This is a genomic window from Psychrobacter sp. ASPA161_9 (genome assembly GCF_051970275.1).
Classification (GTDB): domain Bacteria; phylum Pseudomonadota; class Gammaproteobacteria; order Pseudomonadales; family Moraxellaceae; genus Psychrobacter.
Genome location: NZ_JBEFNI010000002.1, coordinates 212,283 through 228,842 on the forward strand (window position 1 = coordinate 212,283; position 16,560 = coordinate 228,842).

At 42.2% G+C, this 16,560-nt stretch carries 16 protein-coding genes; 9 read left to right on the forward strand and 7 right to left on the reverse strand.

The features are described 5' to 3' along the window. Window positions 1-293: 293 nt before the first annotated feature. Entirely contained in the window at window positions 294-2,354 is a 2,061-nt protein-coding gene (locus ACTQ9S_RS03980; protein WP_440453864.1) for a hypothetical protein, read from the forward strand. A 222-nt stretch (window positions 2,355-2,576) separates the two neighbouring features. Continuing rightward, window positions 2,577-3,506 (forward strand): formyltetrahydrofolate deformylase, encoded by a 930-nt coding sequence (gene purU / locus ACTQ9S_RS03985; protein ID WP_440453866.1) that lies wholly within the window; start codon window positions 2,577-2,579, stop codon window positions 3,504-3,506. 70 nt (window positions 3,507-3,576) lie between these two features. On the opposite strand, the gene ACTQ9S_RS03990 is transcribed toward purU, so the two are convergent. Next, window positions 3,577-4,341, reverse strand: coding sequence for a cytochrome C assembly family protein (locus tag ACTQ9S_RS03990; protein ID WP_440453868.1), 765 nt, complete (start codon window positions 4,339-4,341; stop codon window positions 3,577-3,579). Window positions 4,342-4,858: 517 nt separating this feature from the next. Here ACTQ9S_RS03990 and ffh point away from each other — a divergent pair. From ffh to ACTQ9S_RS04025, 7 genes are all read left to right on the forward strand, one after another. After that, entirely contained in the window at window positions 4,859-6,409 is a 1,551-nt protein-coding gene (gene ffh / locus ACTQ9S_RS03995; RefSeq protein WP_068329207.1) for a signal recognition particle protein, read from the forward strand. Between the two features lie 384 nt (window positions 6,410-6,793). Further along, window positions 6,794-7,507, forward strand: coding sequence for a tRNA (adenosine(37)-N6)-threonylcarbamoyltransferase complex dimerization subunit type 1 TsaB (tsaB, locus tag ACTQ9S_RS04000; protein WP_440453870.1), 714 nt, complete (start codon window positions 6,794-6,796; stop codon window positions 7,505-7,507). Between the two features lie 139 nt (window positions 7,508-7,646). Beyond that, on the forward strand, window positions 7,647-8,489 hold the full coding sequence (locus tag ACTQ9S_RS04005; RefSeq protein WP_068037476.1) for an undecaprenyl-diphosphate phosphatase: 843 nt from the start codon (window positions 7,647-7,649) through the stop codon (window positions 8,487-8,489). 51 nt (window positions 8,490-8,540) lie between these two features. After that, window positions 8,541-9,440 carry a class I SAM-dependent methyltransferase gene (locus ACTQ9S_RS04010; protein ID WP_440453872.1) on the forward strand — a complete coding sequence of 300 codons (900 nt, stop codon included), beginning with the start codon at window positions 8,541-8,543 and terminating at the stop codon, window positions 9,438-9,440. 59 nt (window positions 9,441-9,499) lie between these two features. Next, window positions 9,500-9,739 (forward strand): hypothetical protein, encoded by a 240-nt coding sequence (locus tag ACTQ9S_RS04015; RefSeq protein ID WP_068037474.1) that lies wholly within the window; start codon window positions 9,500-9,502, stop codon window positions 9,737-9,739. A gap of 72 nt (window positions 9,740-9,811) precedes the next feature. Then, window positions 9,812-10,750, forward strand: coding sequence for a 4-hydroxybenzoate octaprenyltransferase (gene ubiA / locus ACTQ9S_RS04020; RefSeq protein WP_440453874.1), 939 nt, complete (start codon window positions 9,812-9,814; stop codon window positions 10,748-10,750). Window positions 10,751-10,799: 49 nt separating this feature from the next. Next, entirely contained in the window at window positions 10,800-11,405 is a 606-nt protein-coding gene (locus tag ACTQ9S_RS04025) for a DUF4112 domain-containing protein (RefSeq protein WP_440454040.1), read from the forward strand. Between the two features lie 104 nt (window positions 11,406-11,509). On the opposite strand, the gene ACTQ9S_RS04030 is transcribed toward ACTQ9S_RS04025, so the two are convergent. From ACTQ9S_RS04030 to ispZ, 6 genes are all read right to left on the reverse strand, one after another. Further along, entirely contained in the window at window positions 11,510-12,133 is a 624-nt protein-coding gene (locus ACTQ9S_RS04030) for a hypothetical protein (RefSeq protein WP_068037473.1), read from the reverse strand. A gap of 84 nt (window positions 12,134-12,217) precedes the next feature. Then, window positions 12,218-12,655 (reverse strand): secondary thiamine-phosphate synthase enzyme YjbQ, encoded by a 438-nt coding sequence (locus ACTQ9S_RS04035; RefSeq protein ID WP_068329187.1) that lies wholly within the window; start codon window positions 12,653-12,655, stop codon window positions 12,218-12,220. Window positions 12,656-12,868: 213 nt separating this feature from the next. Next, window positions 12,869-14,899: a tRNA (5-methylaminomethyl-2-thiouridine)(34)-methyltransferase MnmD gene (gene mnmD, locus ACTQ9S_RS04040; protein ID WP_440453876.1), complete on the reverse strand. Its 2,031-nt coding sequence runs from the start codon at window positions 14,897-14,899 to the stop codon at window positions 12,869-12,871. Window positions 14,900-15,023: 124 nt separating this feature from the next. Beyond that, on the reverse strand, window positions 15,024-15,437 hold the full coding sequence (locus ACTQ9S_RS04045) for a hypothetical protein (RefSeq protein ID WP_440453878.1): 414 nt from the start codon (window positions 15,435-15,437) through the stop codon (window positions 15,024-15,026). After that, window positions 15,434-15,763, reverse strand: a complete 330-nt coding sequence (locus ACTQ9S_RS04050) for a YciI family protein (RefSeq protein WP_068037454.1) — start codon at window positions 15,761-15,763, stop codon at window positions 15,434-15,436. The genes ACTQ9S_RS04045 and ACTQ9S_RS04050 overlap by 4 nt, the downstream gene beginning before the upstream one ends. A gap of 195 nt (window positions 15,764-15,958) precedes the next feature. Further along, entirely contained in the window at window positions 15,959-16,510 is a 552-nt protein-coding gene (gene ispZ, locus ACTQ9S_RS04055; protein ID WP_068037451.1) for a septation protein IspZ, read from the reverse strand. Window positions 16,511-16,560: the final 50 nt, after the last annotated feature.

The window sequence follows — 16,560 nt, forward strand, 5'->3', positions numbered from 1 at the left end:
TATACCATAAAATCAGTAAACATTCAAATTATTTTGTGATAATCGTCGTCATAAAAGTCACCTATTATACCCTGAATCTACGTTCGTATGTCATCGATTACTTAACCCATAGGTATAATTTTTAGTTGTAACTTATAACAAAAGTCAGTAAAGTTGCTGTTAGAAATTTAATACAATTTATATATATAGTAAACATACGGTAACCTTATCTACTTTTGCTTATATATTTGTAGATTGGGAACGATTCTTGCTTATCTTCTCGAATACATCATTGTTGATTCGGAGTCCAAAAAATGTCATATAGCCCGCTACCTTTTACTTCTAAGCTGTTTCATTTGACAGCACTGACTTTAGCACTCACCTTGGCTGGTTGTGGGGGCGGCGGTGGCGGTGATACGATTGCACCAGAACCTGATTTAGGTGTTACGCAGCCTGGAACGGGTGGTAGTAGTGAAGATAGTGATTCAGATGCATCAACAACTAAAGTTGATCAGATCTATATTTCTGTGGATAAAAACCAACTGTTAACTGGTGAGGATAGCACGACGGCTGAAATCAGAGCTATTGATAAAAACGGTGGTATCGTTGCAGGTGTACCAGTAACCATTAGTATTGATAATGCAGCACAATATGGATTATCAATAGAGGGCAGCTCGACTCAGACTACTGATGATAATGGTTTAATTAGAGTAACATTAAGACAAAGTTCAGTCGGTATCGATTCACGACTCAACCATGAAAGTATATTAACCGTAACAGCAAATGACGGCAGTGGAGTAGAACAAAGCTTACCAATTATAGTATCAGGCACTCGTGCTAATAATGTTATTGCTTCAAAAAACTCAGTCACAGCCACAGAAAATTTTAGTATATCTGGTGGTATCTTGGATGGTCAAGGGGCAGTACTTGCTAATACAACTGTAGTGCTAAATAACAATGGAAATGAAGTAACCAGCGTAACGACCGATAACAAAGGCGAGTTCATATTTGATACCAATGCAGCCACACTTACTACTGTAAATGGAGACTATAACTTTAGTCTTGATGTAAAGGGCAATCAAACTACTCAGCGTATCTCTGATTTATTGACTGTAGTTGCTGCTAATAGCTCTGATGTCACGTTTGCACCGACATCAGATATTAAGGTTAATGAACCACAACCAATGACACTCATTCTACCGAATGTGAATGATGGTGAAGCAGTAGTACTATCAACCAATAAAGGTAAAATATTAAATAGCACAAACGATACGAAAGCCAGTTCACGCCGTACTTTTCTAGTTAGGAATAATAAAATTGTTTTTTATGTAGAGTCTGCGGTACCGGGTAATGCTACCATTACCGCAGGATATGGTAATGACAATAAAGCTACGACGATAAACTTTGTTTCTATTGATCCTAAGAAGCTACTATTACAAATAGAGCGTGCAGTAATAAGTACTGGTGGCTCAACAGAGGTAATTGCTAAAGTACTGGATGATGATGATGCACCAGTTAAAAACGCCATTGTACAGTTTACAACCACCAAAGATGCATCAGGTGGTAGTCTGGATCAAGCAGTCGCTTATACAGATAATAATGGTCAGGCGGTGGTGACTTACAATGCAGGACAGAACCCAACAAAAACAGATGGCGTAGTCATTGAGGCTGAAGTGCAAGCTATTAAACTGCCAGATGGTACGGAAAAAACTATTGATGCACCACCACCGCCTGATAGTTCAGCCATTACTGTACAAACCAAATCGACATTTATTAGCTTCTCTTTTGCCAATACAGTGTCCTCAGGTGATAGAAATGTCTATTATTATAGAAAGGGTTCTATCAGCGTACTAAATAATACTGGAAAGCCTGCTGTCAATCAGCAAGTATCGGTAAATCTCATACCAAATAGATATGGTAAAGGAGTGTTTCGAGTTGTTAGAGATGTTATTCTTGATAAAAATGTCTGGTTGAGAAGTCCATATATCGAATGTAGTAACGAAGATATCAATAACAATGGCATTTTAGATTCAGGTGAAGATATTAACAATAATGGTCAGTTAGATCCTGTTAATGTGGTCGCTGTACTCGATAAAGATGGCAATGAGGTCAGCGCAAACTCAAATCAGAGCTTCAACCTCTCAACTGATGCCTTTGGTAAAGTTGACTTCTCAGTACGTTACCCTAAAGAGTATGCACAATGGTATCAAGCAAAAATTACCGTCAACACTCGCGTCGATGGTAGCGAATCGCAGCAAGCGCGCTTAGTAGAGTTTCCAGACTTAGTGGACGATGTAGACATCGACATTCCTATGCGTCCGAATATGATAAGTCCATTTGGAACAAACACAGAAAGTTGTACTAACGCTGATTAAATTGCTCTTATCATGAATAATATTAAAATAAAAATATTCAAACCCCCAACCCTCGTGTTGGGGGTTTTTGTATTGGTAATATAAATAACCAAAAAAAACCAACTCAGTAAGCAAAACATGGCAAAAACGATTAAAATAACCAATTCCTATGCTAACGCTGATTTTTAAGCTGGGCTTTAATACTTAGTGGTAGAAAGTTTTTCTTCTTAAATTGGATGCATTATGTCAGACACTGAAACGAATACTTCATCAAAAACCTCACCTCAAGTGGCATCTAAAGTGCTGCCTATTACTACTGCTATCGATACTGCAACACTTTTAATCAAATGCCGCGATCAAGCAGGTATTGTGCAGGCGGTATCAGAATTTATTCATCGCTATGGCGGCAATATTATCACTCTTGATCAGTATTCAACTGCACATGAAGGTGGACAGTACTTTATGCGTTTAGAGTTTGTTCTAGAAGGTTTGAGCGAGATTATTAATAACTTTGAGGCCAGCTTCGGGCATACGGTTGCCAAACGCCATAATATGACTTGGCATTTACATGACAATGCCATTAAGACGAAGGTCGGTATTTTGGTATCGAGGTTTGATCATGCCTTGTTGGATTTGTTATGGCGTCATCAACGCGGATTGCTCGATTGCCAGATTACTTCTGTTGTAAGTAATCATGAAGATCTGCGTCAAGCGGTAGAAAACTTCGGTATACCTTTTCATCACGTACCGGTAACTAAGGATAATAAACCTGAGGCGGAAGAGCGAGTTGATGAATTGATGGCAGGTAACGACTTAATAGTATTAGCACGCTATATGCAGATACTATCGTCTGATTTCATTGAACGCTGGCCAATGCAGATTATCAATATTCATCATTCATTCTTACCAGCTTTCGTCGGAGCAGATCCTTATCGTCAGGCGTATGACAAAGGCGTTAAGCTTATCGGTGCGACTGCGCATTACGTCACTGCAGAGCTCGATCAAGGCCCTATTATTGAGCAGGATGTGCACCGTGTGACCCATCGTCAGGGCGTAGTAGAATTACGTGCTATTGGTCGTGATATTGAGCGCAATGTATTGGCACGCGCAGTGAACTGGCATGTGCAAAATCGAGTCATTGTGACAGGCAATAAAACAGTGGTCTTTAATTAGAGAGAAGATTTTATTAAATAAGCGTTACGGTCAGCAATATCGTTTATGATGACCGACTGTGACGCTTACTCTATAACACTAGCTCTAAGACAAACTTGCTACCGACAAAGCCAATTGCTAATAAGATAAAGGCATAGAAAGTAATATTAGCCGCACGTTTGCCACGCCAGCCAGCGCGCCAATTGCCTATCAAAAGTATGCCAAATAGCAACCAAGATAACATGCTAAATACCGTCTTATGCACAATATGCTGCGCCATCAAGTCTTCTACATAGATAAAGCCAATTCCCAGCGCGATGCTAAGTAGTATAAAGCCTACCAATATCATATCGAATAATAAGCTCTCCATACTTTGTAGAGGCGGTAGTTTATTGACCCAAAAACGATGGATGGTATGATGCTTAAGCTCACGAATTTGCAGACGCAAAAATAGCGCTTGCACTGCAGCCATCAGCAGCACACAGTAGGCAGCAAGTGATAATAGAATATGCGCTTCAAGACCGATGCTGACATCAGTTAGTGGCTGATAAGGTGCGCGGCCAACATAGCCCACTGTCATACCAATAAGCGCAGTCGGTGCGGCTAGGATACCTAGACTAAGAATAGGACGGTACAGACAGAAGAGTACATAGAAAAACAAGAAAAACAGACTAATTAGGCTGATTATGTTAAATAAGTTAAAATTTAGCCCATATAACGTAACCACATACGGATATAATAGGGCGGCATGTGCGAGCATACCGACGACCAGTAAGCCAAGGCTTAAGCCTTTATGAATAGGGTTGCTCTTCGTCAACGCCCAACTGATATGGATACTGACTGCTATATAAGCCATACTAGCAATTATGAACGCAAGGTGCACAGGTAAAAGCCTCATCCCATAATGAGCGCAAAATCGCCGCTCAATTTAACGCTAAAGTGGTATTATTAGAATAATCGTCCAATCTATCATAAAATGAAGGCTAGTTGAGAATCATCTCTATTATTATTCATAGATGCTAAGATCATAAATAGTTATTCATTATGAGGCAGCAACTACCTATAAAGGTTTATATAAGCCACTCAATAGGTAACAGTTTATATAGCGGTATTTATATAACAGTATTTGTTTAACCGTATTAATATGGCTGTCAATGCATTAGATTAAAGCCAAATGCGTCTAAAGTCTTAGCGGAAATTACGCTATAGTATTGATAGTCAATCATTTTTAGATAAATCATATTCGATGTAAATGTGCGATACCCTAAACCATTTTGTTTAATCCATCTTTAATAAAGTGCTTTTTGACTGCATATACCTTAACAAGAAGCCTTTTTATAAAAATATTTTAATTGTTTAATTGAGAGTTATTTATGTTTGATACCTTAACAGAACGTCTATCGTCGAGCCTACGCAATATCGCCGGCACGGGGCAACTGACTGAAGACAATATCAAAGACACGTTACGTGAAGTGCGTATGGCGTTGTTAGAAGCCGACGTGGCGCTACCGGTCACTCGCGATTTTGTTAAACGCGTTAAAGAGCAGGCGCTTGGTGCTGAGGTGCTAAAAGAATTAGCTCCAGGTCAGGCGTTTGTAAAGATTGTCCACGATGAGCTGACCGAAATGATGGGCAGTGCTAATCAGCAGCTTGAGATGACGGGTAAGCCTCCTGTCGTATACTTACTAGCGGGTCTGCAAGGTGCGGGTAAAACCACCACTGCAGGTAAACTGGCCAAATATCTACAAGAGCGCCATAAGAAAAAGGTCATGCTGGTCTCAGCTGACGTCTATCGTCCAGCGGCAATACAGCAGCTTCAGCAAGTAGCCGGTCAAGTTGACGCCAAGTTCGTTAACTCAAGTAGCGACGAGAACCCAATTGATATCGCCCTACGCGCTATCGAAGAAGCAAAAATTCAATACCAAGACATCTTGATTATTGATACGGCGGGTCGTCTAGCTATCGATGAGACCATGATGGATGAGATTAAGGCGTTAACCGCTGCGGTTAATCCATCCGAGACGCTGTTTGTGGTTGATGCCATGACAGGTCAAGATGCAGCCAATACTGCCAAAGCCTTTAACGATGCGTTGCCATTGACGGGTGTTATCTTAACTAAGACTGACGGTGATGCTCGCGGCGGTGCAGCGCTTTCTGTACGCGCTATCACAGGTAAGCCGATTAAGTTCTTAGGTCGCGGTGAAAAACTCGACGCCTTAGAGCTATTCCATCCTGAGCGTATTGCCCAGCGTATTCTTGGTATGGGTGACGTACTGAGTCTGGTTGAAGAAGTCGAACAAAAAATCGACCGTGATAAAGCCGAAAAAATGGCGAAAAAGATGCAAAAGGGCGGCGACTTCGACCTTGAGGATCTATTGACTCAGTTCCAGCAGATGAAAAATATGGGCGGTATGTCGGGCTTCCTTGATAAAATGCCAGGCATGGGCGGTTCGGATATGCAAAAAGCTGTCGAAGACGCTAAACCTGAAGAAAAAGTCCGTGAAATGGAAGCGTTAATTAATTCTATGACCCCATTTGAGCGTCAGAATCCTGATAAGATTAACCCTAGTCGCAAGCGTCGTATTGCTGCAGGCTCGGGGCGTGAGATCCAAGACGTCAACCGTTTGCTCAAGCAGCACAAGCAAATGGCAAAAATGATGAAAATGATATCCAAGCCTGAAGGCATCAGTAAGATGATGAAGTCTATGCAAGGGTTAATGGGCGGCGGCGGTGGCGGAGCTGGGGGCGGCGGTCCTTTATTTGGCGGCGGCGGTCAGCAAGGCGGTCCTAAAGATGTGAACCCGCAACAAATGGCGAAGCAAATGGGACTTGATCCTAATAATATGCCTAGCACTGAAGAGATGCAAAAGCAGATGCAAGAGATGGAAAACCAAGCGCCAAAAAAGTTTAAAACGCGTTTTTAAACAGTAGTTAAATTTATTAGTACTATAAGTCTAATAGAAACCCAGAGCTAAAGTAGTTTTGGGTTTTTTTATGGATGCTATTTAGATCACCTATTAGAACACCTATTAGAACATCTATTAGAATACCTATGTTTATATGTCTTCTCATGAATAAAGTGTGAAAAACGTAGAAAGTGATAAAAATCGCTTACCCTAAATGCTATGATAGGCGCTATTTTATTAGGGCGTATTTTTTATGTAGTCGATTCAATTTGAAAGTGGTACTTTGAGAGTGGGACAAGGCAACCGAGCGTAGATGGTTATGTCATACTTCAAATGAGGTTAACGCAGCAACACTTTTATAGTGGACTGACTATAGTGCCAAAAGTATAAGCCGAGGTTACAATGTTTTTAGCAATGGATACCGTGTTCGATCAGTGCTCAATCGCAATTTTAGATGCGAGTGGTCAAGTACTGTCGAGTCATACCGAGACTGGTAAGCGCCAGCAGACCCAACAAATTTTACCAATGATCGATGCAGCTCTGTCCGAATCTAAACTGAGCCTTGCGGACATGCAGGCATTAATATTTAATCGAGGTCCAGGTGCATTTAGCGGTATTCGTATTAATACTGCGGTGGTACAAGCGCTATCAGTGGCACATGATTTACCTTGCATAGGAGTCTCAAGTCTGCAAGCGATTGCGCAGCGGGCATATCAACAATATGGTGTAACGCAAGTATATAGCGCCCTTGACGCACGTATGCAGCAAGTTTACTTTGGGCAATATGCAATAAAAGATAGCGAGCAATCAGATCCTCAATCAGATCATGCTGTCATGCAGCCAGTGTTAGTCAATGATGAAGAGAGCACTGAGCAACTGCTGGATTATGATAGCCAAACAGTACTCGATATTCCTATTGCTGGTAATGGCGCGTTGCTATTAAAACTATATGATGGACAAATATGTCATGACGATGTTTGGCCGGATGCGACAGTGATTGGACAACTGGGTATTGCTCAGTTTATAACTTCTGGCGGCACCGATGCGGCGCATGCACTACCAAAGTATCTGCGCAACCAAGCGTGGAAAACGTTAAAAGAACAAGGTAAAGCATAGTTTTTAATATAGTCATTTAAATACAGTAATGTAAACGTCATTCATAATAGCTAGATGCGTAGTATTAACCATGCGCCAAACCTTATAAAAGCAACGACAATATAGGACAGCCAACAGGTCTGTTTTTAGGAAAATAATTGTGGATATACTCTTGTTAATTCAAGCTGTCATCATGGGTATCGTTGAAGGTATCACTGAGTTTTTGCCCATCTCTAGTACTGGTTACCTAATCTTATCAGCTGATCTGATGGGCTTTTGGACCAAAGACAAAGTTGACTTGTTCATTGTTGTGGTTCAGCTAGGTGCGATATTAGCGGTCATTTATGATTATTGGGGCAGGTTATGGCAAGCATTGATGGGTCTGCTGACGGGCAAAGCAGAAGGCATGACCAATCCAAGGCAGTTGGGACTGAGTCTGATCGTTGCCACTGTTCCGGTTATGCTCGTTGGCTTCACCTTTGCGGATGAAATCAAAACTTATTTGTTCAATCCTATGATTGTCGCCATTATGCTAATCATTGGTGGTTTGCTGATCTTTTACGTGGAAAAACGTCCCAAGACGATCATTGCTACAGAAGCCGAAGAGGTCAGTTTAAAAACGGCGCTAATGATTGGTTTGTTTCAGTGTTTAGCATTGATACCAGGTACGTCACGCTCAGGGGCCACTATTATTGGTGCCCTTTGGCTTGGGGTCTCGCGTAAAGCTTCAGCAGAGTTTTCATTCTTTTTGGGTATCCCAGTCATCGTAGGTGCAGCCTTGTTGGACTTGCTCAAACACGGTGATGTGTTGACCAGTAGCGAGGATTGGTTGGTATTAGGCGTAGGCACAGTAGTGTCCTTTATCGTAGCGCTACTTTGTATTCGCTGGTTAGTCGCGTGGGTGAGTCGCCGTGATTTTACGATTTTTGCGTGGCTACGCATTATTACTGGGGTGGTGGTATTACTGGCGTCTTGGTTGTTTGGTTATCAGATGGCTGGCTAGATTTGCACGTTGTTTTACTAGGTTTACAGATAACATAAAGGGAGGGCAGGTATGACCGCTTTGCAGCAAGAGTTTAGAGAGGCTACCGCCTTTGTGCATTGCCAGCTACTCTATGTTAGCGAATCACAGCAAGCGCAGATTGATAGCTTGCAGACGTTAATAACTGAACATGAACTGCCAATCGTTTTAAATACCGAGCTAATTACCGATAAACTCAATCAAAAACGTCGCCAGAAATTAAGTCAGATATCTACCCAGCCTATTTTATTGTTAGAAGAAAAAAATAAGCTGTCATGGCTTAGTAATGGACTGAGTGTGGCACCGGAATGGGATAAGCTACAACGCCGTGTGGTGAGTGCTGGACGTAAATCTGAATTGCTACTACAAGCTGCTAAAATCACATCGGATAGCATGGTCATCGATGCGACAGCAGGCTTTGGTCATGATAGTCTGATATTGGCCAGTACCGGCGCGCAAGTAACGATGCTTGAGCAGCAACCCTTGATGGCATTGCTATTGTTAGCAGAGCAGCAGCGGATGAGTGCATTACCGAATTGGCAAAAGTTGATGACGCGTCTACATATTATAAATACCGATGCGCTCAGCTATTTTTCAGATCTAAAAACTCAATCAGTAACTGCAGATAGCAAAATGATTGATGTGGTGTATTTGGATCCAATGTTTCCAGAGGATAGCTACCAAGATAGCAAGACAGGTAAAGGTGCTAAAGTAGGTAAGCATATGCAAGCACTGCATCAATTAGCTAGCCCGCCAACATCAGAAGAAGAACGACAATTGCTACAAAGTGCGCAAGCTGTTGTTAGTCAAAATGGTGAAAAACAAGGTCGCGTGGTCGTGAAGCGGCCGCAGTTTGCGCCGTTACTTGCTAATCAACAACCAAGTGAAAGCTGGAATAATGAAGCAGTACGCTTTGATGGTTATTTTATTTAGCTATCTATGTAAAACAAACTAATTAACAAGCTTAAATTCAATAGGCTCAGGAGCACGTAGTGACAACGCTAATAATTTGGGCCATGGGTGCAGGCCTATTATTGATAAACATCATACTGCGTACTCGAATTTTAAGGTTAGAGGCGCGTTTAAAAGAATTGAGCAACCCACAAGAGCAATTAGCCTTTTTGCGTCAACAAGCAGCACAAAAAGATAAAATCCCTGCTATCAAAGCTTTACGTAAACAATATCCTGAGATATCACTGATTGAAGCAAATCGGATGTGGCAGGATATTTAGAAGCTATATATCTAGAGGCTATAGATACTTAGAGCCGTTATATTTAGAAGCTATATGTTTAGAGATGATTCAATGACCAACAGTCCCTCAGCTTTGAGTTTCAAAGAAAAGTTACACGCCTACATGCAGCTAACGCGCTTTGATAAGCCAGTAGGCATTGAGCTATTACTATGGCCAACGTTATGGGGCGTAATGCTGGCAGCGATGGGTCAAGCGCAGCAGCAAGGAGCAACGGCAGGTCTGCCAAGTCTGAAGATATTTGTGTTATTTGCTCTGGGCGCGATTTTTATGCGGGCAGCAGGTTGTGCGATTAATGACTTTGCCGATCGCAAAGTAGACGGTCATGTGACCCGTACCAAAGGCCGTCCATTGGCAGATGGTCGCTTATCTGCTAAAGAGGCCATCGCTGCATTTTTGCTGTTGGTGTTGTTAAGTGCCAGTCTATTATTTTTCTTGCCCGTTGAAGTGTTTTATTGGTCTCTGGGTGCGGTCATATTGGCGTTTATTTATCCGTTTATGAAGCGTTTTACGCATTTGCCACAAGTGTTTTTAGCCGCCGCTTTTGGTTGGGCAATACCGATGGCTTATGTAGCAGTGCAAGGCTCCCCTGATATCTGGTGTTGGCTGTTGTTTATAGCTTACATGTGCTGGACAGTAGCCTACGATACCCAGTATGCCATGGCTGACCGTGAGGACGATTTAAAGATTGGGGTTAAGTCAACGGCGATATTATTTGGTCGCTATGATGTAGTTATTATCTCGCTGCTACAAACGTTGTTCTTGCTCATTATGGGCGTGGTTATGTGGCATTATTTTGCGCCGACGACGTTAGGTGTCACTCCAGTATTTGGTTTGGCGCTAGTAGCAATGATGTTTACCAAGCAAAACAGTGCTTGTGCCAGTCGTCAAGCTTTAGCATGTTTTCAGGCATTTTTAGCCAATATTTGGGTAGGGCGTTACGTCTTTGCTCTTATAGCAATTGCTTGTCTATGGACGACTTTTAATGGATAAATTAAATAAATTTTCGAGATTAAAAGCGAAAAAGCCAACAGATAAACCTATGGCAGACTATCAAGCAAAGCTGGCTGAGCATGGGTTAACACGCGAGCAAGTCATCGCTACCGAACGTAAATTGGCGAAGTTTGCTAATACCATGGATTCGTTAGTACGTATCCCTTTTACCAAACAAGGGATGGGCGCTGATGCGGCACTATCGACTATTCCGCTAGCAGGAGATTTGGCTGGACTTGCCTTGACCAGCTATGCGTTTGTATTGGGTCGTCAGCTAGGTGTCCCAGCGCATAAAATGACACCAGCAGTCAGACTGGCGCTCATCGATATGGTGGTTGGCATCGTACCTGGTATCGGGACGCTGCTGGATATCTTTATACGTCCTAGTCGTAAAACATTGAGCATCGTACATCAGCACCTACAAGATGAGTATGGCATCACTGAAACCATGCATATGGATCGGCCATTTTTACATCAATCACTAGAAGACAAACAGCAGCAAAGTCGCTTTTGGCGTAATCCAATCGTTGCTTGGCTCTATCTGCATATACCTGACATATTAGGGCTAGTCGTTTTGATATTTATTGTTTGGGGATTGTGGGCCGTGATGAGCTGGCTGGTCAGCCTGTTTGGGCAAACAACTGGCTTTGGCTAAACCAAAGCAATAAAAAAGGCGGCACACGATCGTAACGTGTACCGCCTTTTTTATTGCTTAAAATATTATTTTTAATGGGCTTAAGCTATGTGTCTTCTAATAAATTATTCAGTGATGACTTCAGCTTCAGCACTGACAGCATCGAAGCTGGTGACTTTATTGTTTTGAATAAGATCTATAGCGCTACCACCACCATGACTGACCAGCTGAATACTACCATCTGTTGAGCGATAAGTAGGATTATTACCTTGGCCTTCTGGTGCGCTTAGGGTCATTTTGGGTTTATTAGGTAAGGTTACGATGGCATTGAGTACGCCCGCAGCCGAGGTTTCAAAGACGACGGATAAAGTTTCACCTGACGCGCTTTTATAACGTACATCAGTGATTTGCGCGCCTTTAATCGCTTGTTCTGGATTAGGGGTCGCGGCTGCAGTATTTGGTTCTATTTCTACCGTTTCGATATCGTTTTCAAGCTCGTTTAAGTTAACATCGTGCTCTGAATCTGTGATGGAATCAACCGAGTTTTGAGAGCTGTCTATAGCTACATCATTATCACTGTTATCATTAACAGGCGTACTTTGAACGGTTGTTTCAGCTTGGGCTTCGTTAGCTGTTTCAGGTTCTGGTTTCTTTTGGCAGGCAGTCAGTATCAGCACACTAAAAAAAATGGCGGGAAAAACACGCAAGTAGGACTTGGATTTTAGTGAAGCTAAAGTAGGGGCTTTCATAATGAGGTTGTTATCCATCAAGAGGGGTTTATTTAAGCATAGTAAGCTGTGAGCAGTAATTTGCTATTGAATGACAATATATGACTAAGTGCTTACGGTAATAACTAGCTTTCGCTGTCCGCCATATTTTTCGAGGTTGTCTCTATGCTCACATAGGTAAATACCTTGCCACATTCCTAGTCCTAATGCGCCATTGATAAGTGGAACGGTTAAGCTGACCCCAAGCATTATACTTTTAAAATGAGCTGGCAGATCGTCTGAACCTTCTAGCGTATGTCGATATTCTGGCTGGTCGGCTGGTGCTATTTTGTTAAGCCAGTCTTCGGTATCTAATCTGACATCTGGATCAGCATTTTCGTTGATAGCGAGACTGGCGGAAGTATGCTGTAAAAATAGGTGTACTAGACCTGCTTTAGATGTATGAGGTATTAGCGCCTCGATGGCATCTTCAATCATTGGTGTTATGATATGAATACCGCGCGCATAGGCAGGCAATGTAAGAGTGGTTTGTTGGTAAGCCATTTGAATATGTCTCGTTATTATACCAAACCCAAAAAATATACTTAGCGGTGTCAAACTCATTTAGCCCATAAGGCATAGTACTTAACCTCGTTTTGCTTGATACTCTGATTTTTGGGAACGGTATTAAAATTACTTTCAATACTTAATATTACAAGATATTCGTAGGCGTTGAAAGCGATGCCTTAAGAAGGACGAAACTCACTTCAAGGTTCTTTAATTGAGCGGCGTTTGCAAACGCGTGCGATTTGGCGAGAGTCGTGCAAGCATCGCCGCTGACAATGGTGCAAACGAGCCTAGCATCATATCTACTAGCGTTTCAGCACATATTGGTGCCAGCGCATAACCTTTAGCGCCCATTGCACTCATTGTCCAAATTCGTTTACTACCGACTAACTGCCCAACCATCGGATGATAATCAGGGGTCTGGGTGCGAATGCCTGCGCGTCCCTGCCACAGACTGGTATCTGTTGGAATGACCGATTCCATCTCAGGAATGGCAGTGACTAGTTTTTCGCGGCTAATCTGGTGCTCTTCATTACGAATATCAGTGTCTGTATCATTGCGCACAAAGCTTGCGCCTAGTAATAAATACTGTTCGCCTTCTACTACCTCATTCAACTTACTGTCACCAGCTTGCCCGCTAAATGAGGTGCAATAGCCACCGTACTTGAGAGGAAGTTTGGGCAGTTTTGCCCATTGTGCTGCTGAGGGTATAAACCAAGAGAGTTGCCCACGGATTTTACGGCAATCAAAAATACGCTTATCTAGCTGATGACTCTCATAAGCGGCGCAAATCACCACATTATCAGCGCTAATAGTCATCGTGCCTTTTTCGTGATTACTGCCTTCAATACAAACATGGCTTTCCATCTCGTTAATGCTGCTAACTTCTAATTGTTGAAAGTGAATTAGCGGATGCGTCAGTATTATATTTTTTAATGCTTGAGGATTGACCAAACCGGATTGGGGTAAGTACAAATTCTCTGATAAATCCTGATCTTTTAATCCAGTAGTCTCTTTTGCTTGTGCAAGCGATAGCGTGGTTGCCATATCGTCGGGATAATCTAAAATTTGCTCCGTACCGATATTGGCTTTAATAAGTAGATCAAGGGCGCCAGTTAACTCAAGTACGGGCGCTGTATTTTGCTTTGCAGCCTTGTCATTAAGCTTTCGATATAGTCTGCTGCTATAGAGATAACCTATGGTATGCAGATGCTCGTCGACATGATGGATAGGCGTCATTTTGGGTGCGAGTAGGGCGCGAGGGTTACCTGATGCTCCGGCTAAGGGGGCTGATTTATCTAGTAAGGTGACAATGATACCGCGATTGGCTAGCGACCATGCTGTTAGCAGTCCAGAGACGCCAGCACCAATAACTACGATATGATTGTGAGCGCTAGATAGCGTAGAACTGCTATCACTATCATTCGAATATACTTTATCAGCCATGACCGCCGTTAGCATTTCACGCTTACGCCCAAAGCCTTTAACTTTTTTAATCTCAAATCCACAATTTTGTAGCGCACGTTTGACAATACCGGCACAGCTATAGGTGGCTGCAGTCGTCTTTGAACGTGACAGGCGCTGAATTTGTGCAAAGATATTTTCAGCCCATAAGGTACTATTGCAAGAAGGTGCAAAGCCATCTAAAAACCATGCATCAATGTAGGGCGCTGGCTTGGTAGAAGTATCCAAAGCTAATTTGGCTAAGCTGATAGCTGCATCGCCCAACCATATATCAACGGTCAAATTATCATTGAAAAAATGCAAGCGATGACAGCCCGCGATAAGAGGAGGATAGGCAGATAAAAATAGCTCAATTATCTCTGTCAGCTCGGGCGCACGCTGTCCCCATAATGCCAGTATCTGCGTTAAATCCGCAAGCGGTATAGGAAATTTTTCGGTGGTAATAAAATGCAGTTTCGCAGTCGCTAATTGTGGATGCGTTTCACGCAGTTGTCGCCATAGCTGCCAAGTTGCCAAGAGATTTAGTCCAGTACCAAAACCCAATTCAGCAATGGTAAAGCATTGCTTTGGTGCAAGGTTTGCCAGTCGCTCTGGTAGCTGGTTATGTGCCAAAAACACATGACGCGACTCTGCTAGTCCGTCGGCATGTGAGAAGTAAACATCCTCAAACTCACCTGACACTGGCACCATATTACCTGTATCATCCATTTGCCAATCAATCTTGGCAGGAGTAATGACGTTTGATGGTTCAGCATTTTTGATTTGAGCGGTAGGCATGAAAACGTTCTTAGGAGCGTTGATGGCTCTATTAGAGAAGCTTAAACATTAAATCAGCTTGGAAATAGTTAGGCGTAGTAGGCGTGAAATATCGAATAGAGTCTATCAATAACAACTGCTGATACTACCAGCGCTCACGACGCACAAACACTAACCACGAAACAAAAATACCGACCAATAAGCTAATCAACACCGTGAAAGCACCATATAAAAACAACTGACCTTTGCTCTCATAGACTAAGACGTTAACTTGAGTTTGCAGATCATTAACTTGTCTTTGTAGCTGTGCATTGCGACTGAGTAGCGCTTGGTTGGCATCGGATAATGCTTTATCTGAAGGCTGTAGTTGTGCTGCTAAAGTATTGTTAGCTGGTGTCGTTGATTGATTAGCGTTATTTTGATTCGTTGCAGGCGGCGTTGCTGCCGGATCGGTATTCGTGACCGTTGGGGCAGCTTGCGCTGATATCGCAGTGATGACAATGATGCTAGCAAGATTATATTTATAACATTTTTTTAACAAAGATGAGCGCTGACTCACGATGGCACTACCTTATCTGCTATGTCGTTAGTAGGTGCTGGCAACGTTTTTATAAAAGGCTTGATATCAACGTGACTGTACACGCCATCACGTAGATAAGGTTCTGCGCTTGCCCATGCCTGCGCTGCTTCAAGTGAGTCAAAATCTGCAATAATGAGACTGCCTGACATATCACTTTTACCATGTTCAATAGGGGTTGGCCCTGCAATAACTAGGCGTTGCTCGCGACTTAAAGCTTGTAAACGTTCAACGTGTTCAGCACGCGTAATTTGACGCTGTGCTGCGCTGTTGGCCACATCATGACCAATGATAGCAAATAAAGACATAATCCTTCCTTAATAAGTAGTAAGAATAAAGAGTTATAATCGGTAAGAATAATACTGATTTGTCATTAACAATTAATTATTGTCGCTATGGGTATTTAGAAACCATTTAACTTTTATTATAAAATAACGAATACCAAAGTATATTTTATTTTTAATGCTGATAGAAGTAAGCAAGCAGGATACTATTATTAACCTTTATTTCGCAGACTTGTCAGTTAAGGCTGGATTTAGATGCTTTTTTAATACCGCAAATTGAGCGACAACGAACACCAACATAATCGGAATCCAGCCATAGGTTTTAAAGTTAATCCATGCTTCATCAGACATTGTAAATGCCGTGATATAATGTAATACGCCCATAAAGGCAAAGAACAGTGCCCATGCGACAGTTAGCTTTTTCCAGCCACTCATCGTTAGGGTGAACACATCTTTCATCGCTAGTTGCATTAGAGGCTTGTTGATAGCCGCACTAATAAACAACGTTAAGGCAAAGATACCGTTGATAATTGGTGATTTCCAACGTAGATAGATGTCATCACGTAGCAGTAGCGTACCACCACAAAACACAATGGTTAATAGTAATACAACCCATTGCTGCTTATCGAATTTACCTTTTTGGCGCACGAAATGAATCGCATAAATGATAATAGTTGCAATCAGCAAGGCACCTGCTGCTGCCAAAATACCGCTCTGACGGGCAGTAATAAAAAAGGCAATCAGAGGAATGAAGTCTAGTAATGCTTTCATAACAAGTGGGATGTCCAACAAAAACGTAGTGGGTAGTTTACACGTCTACT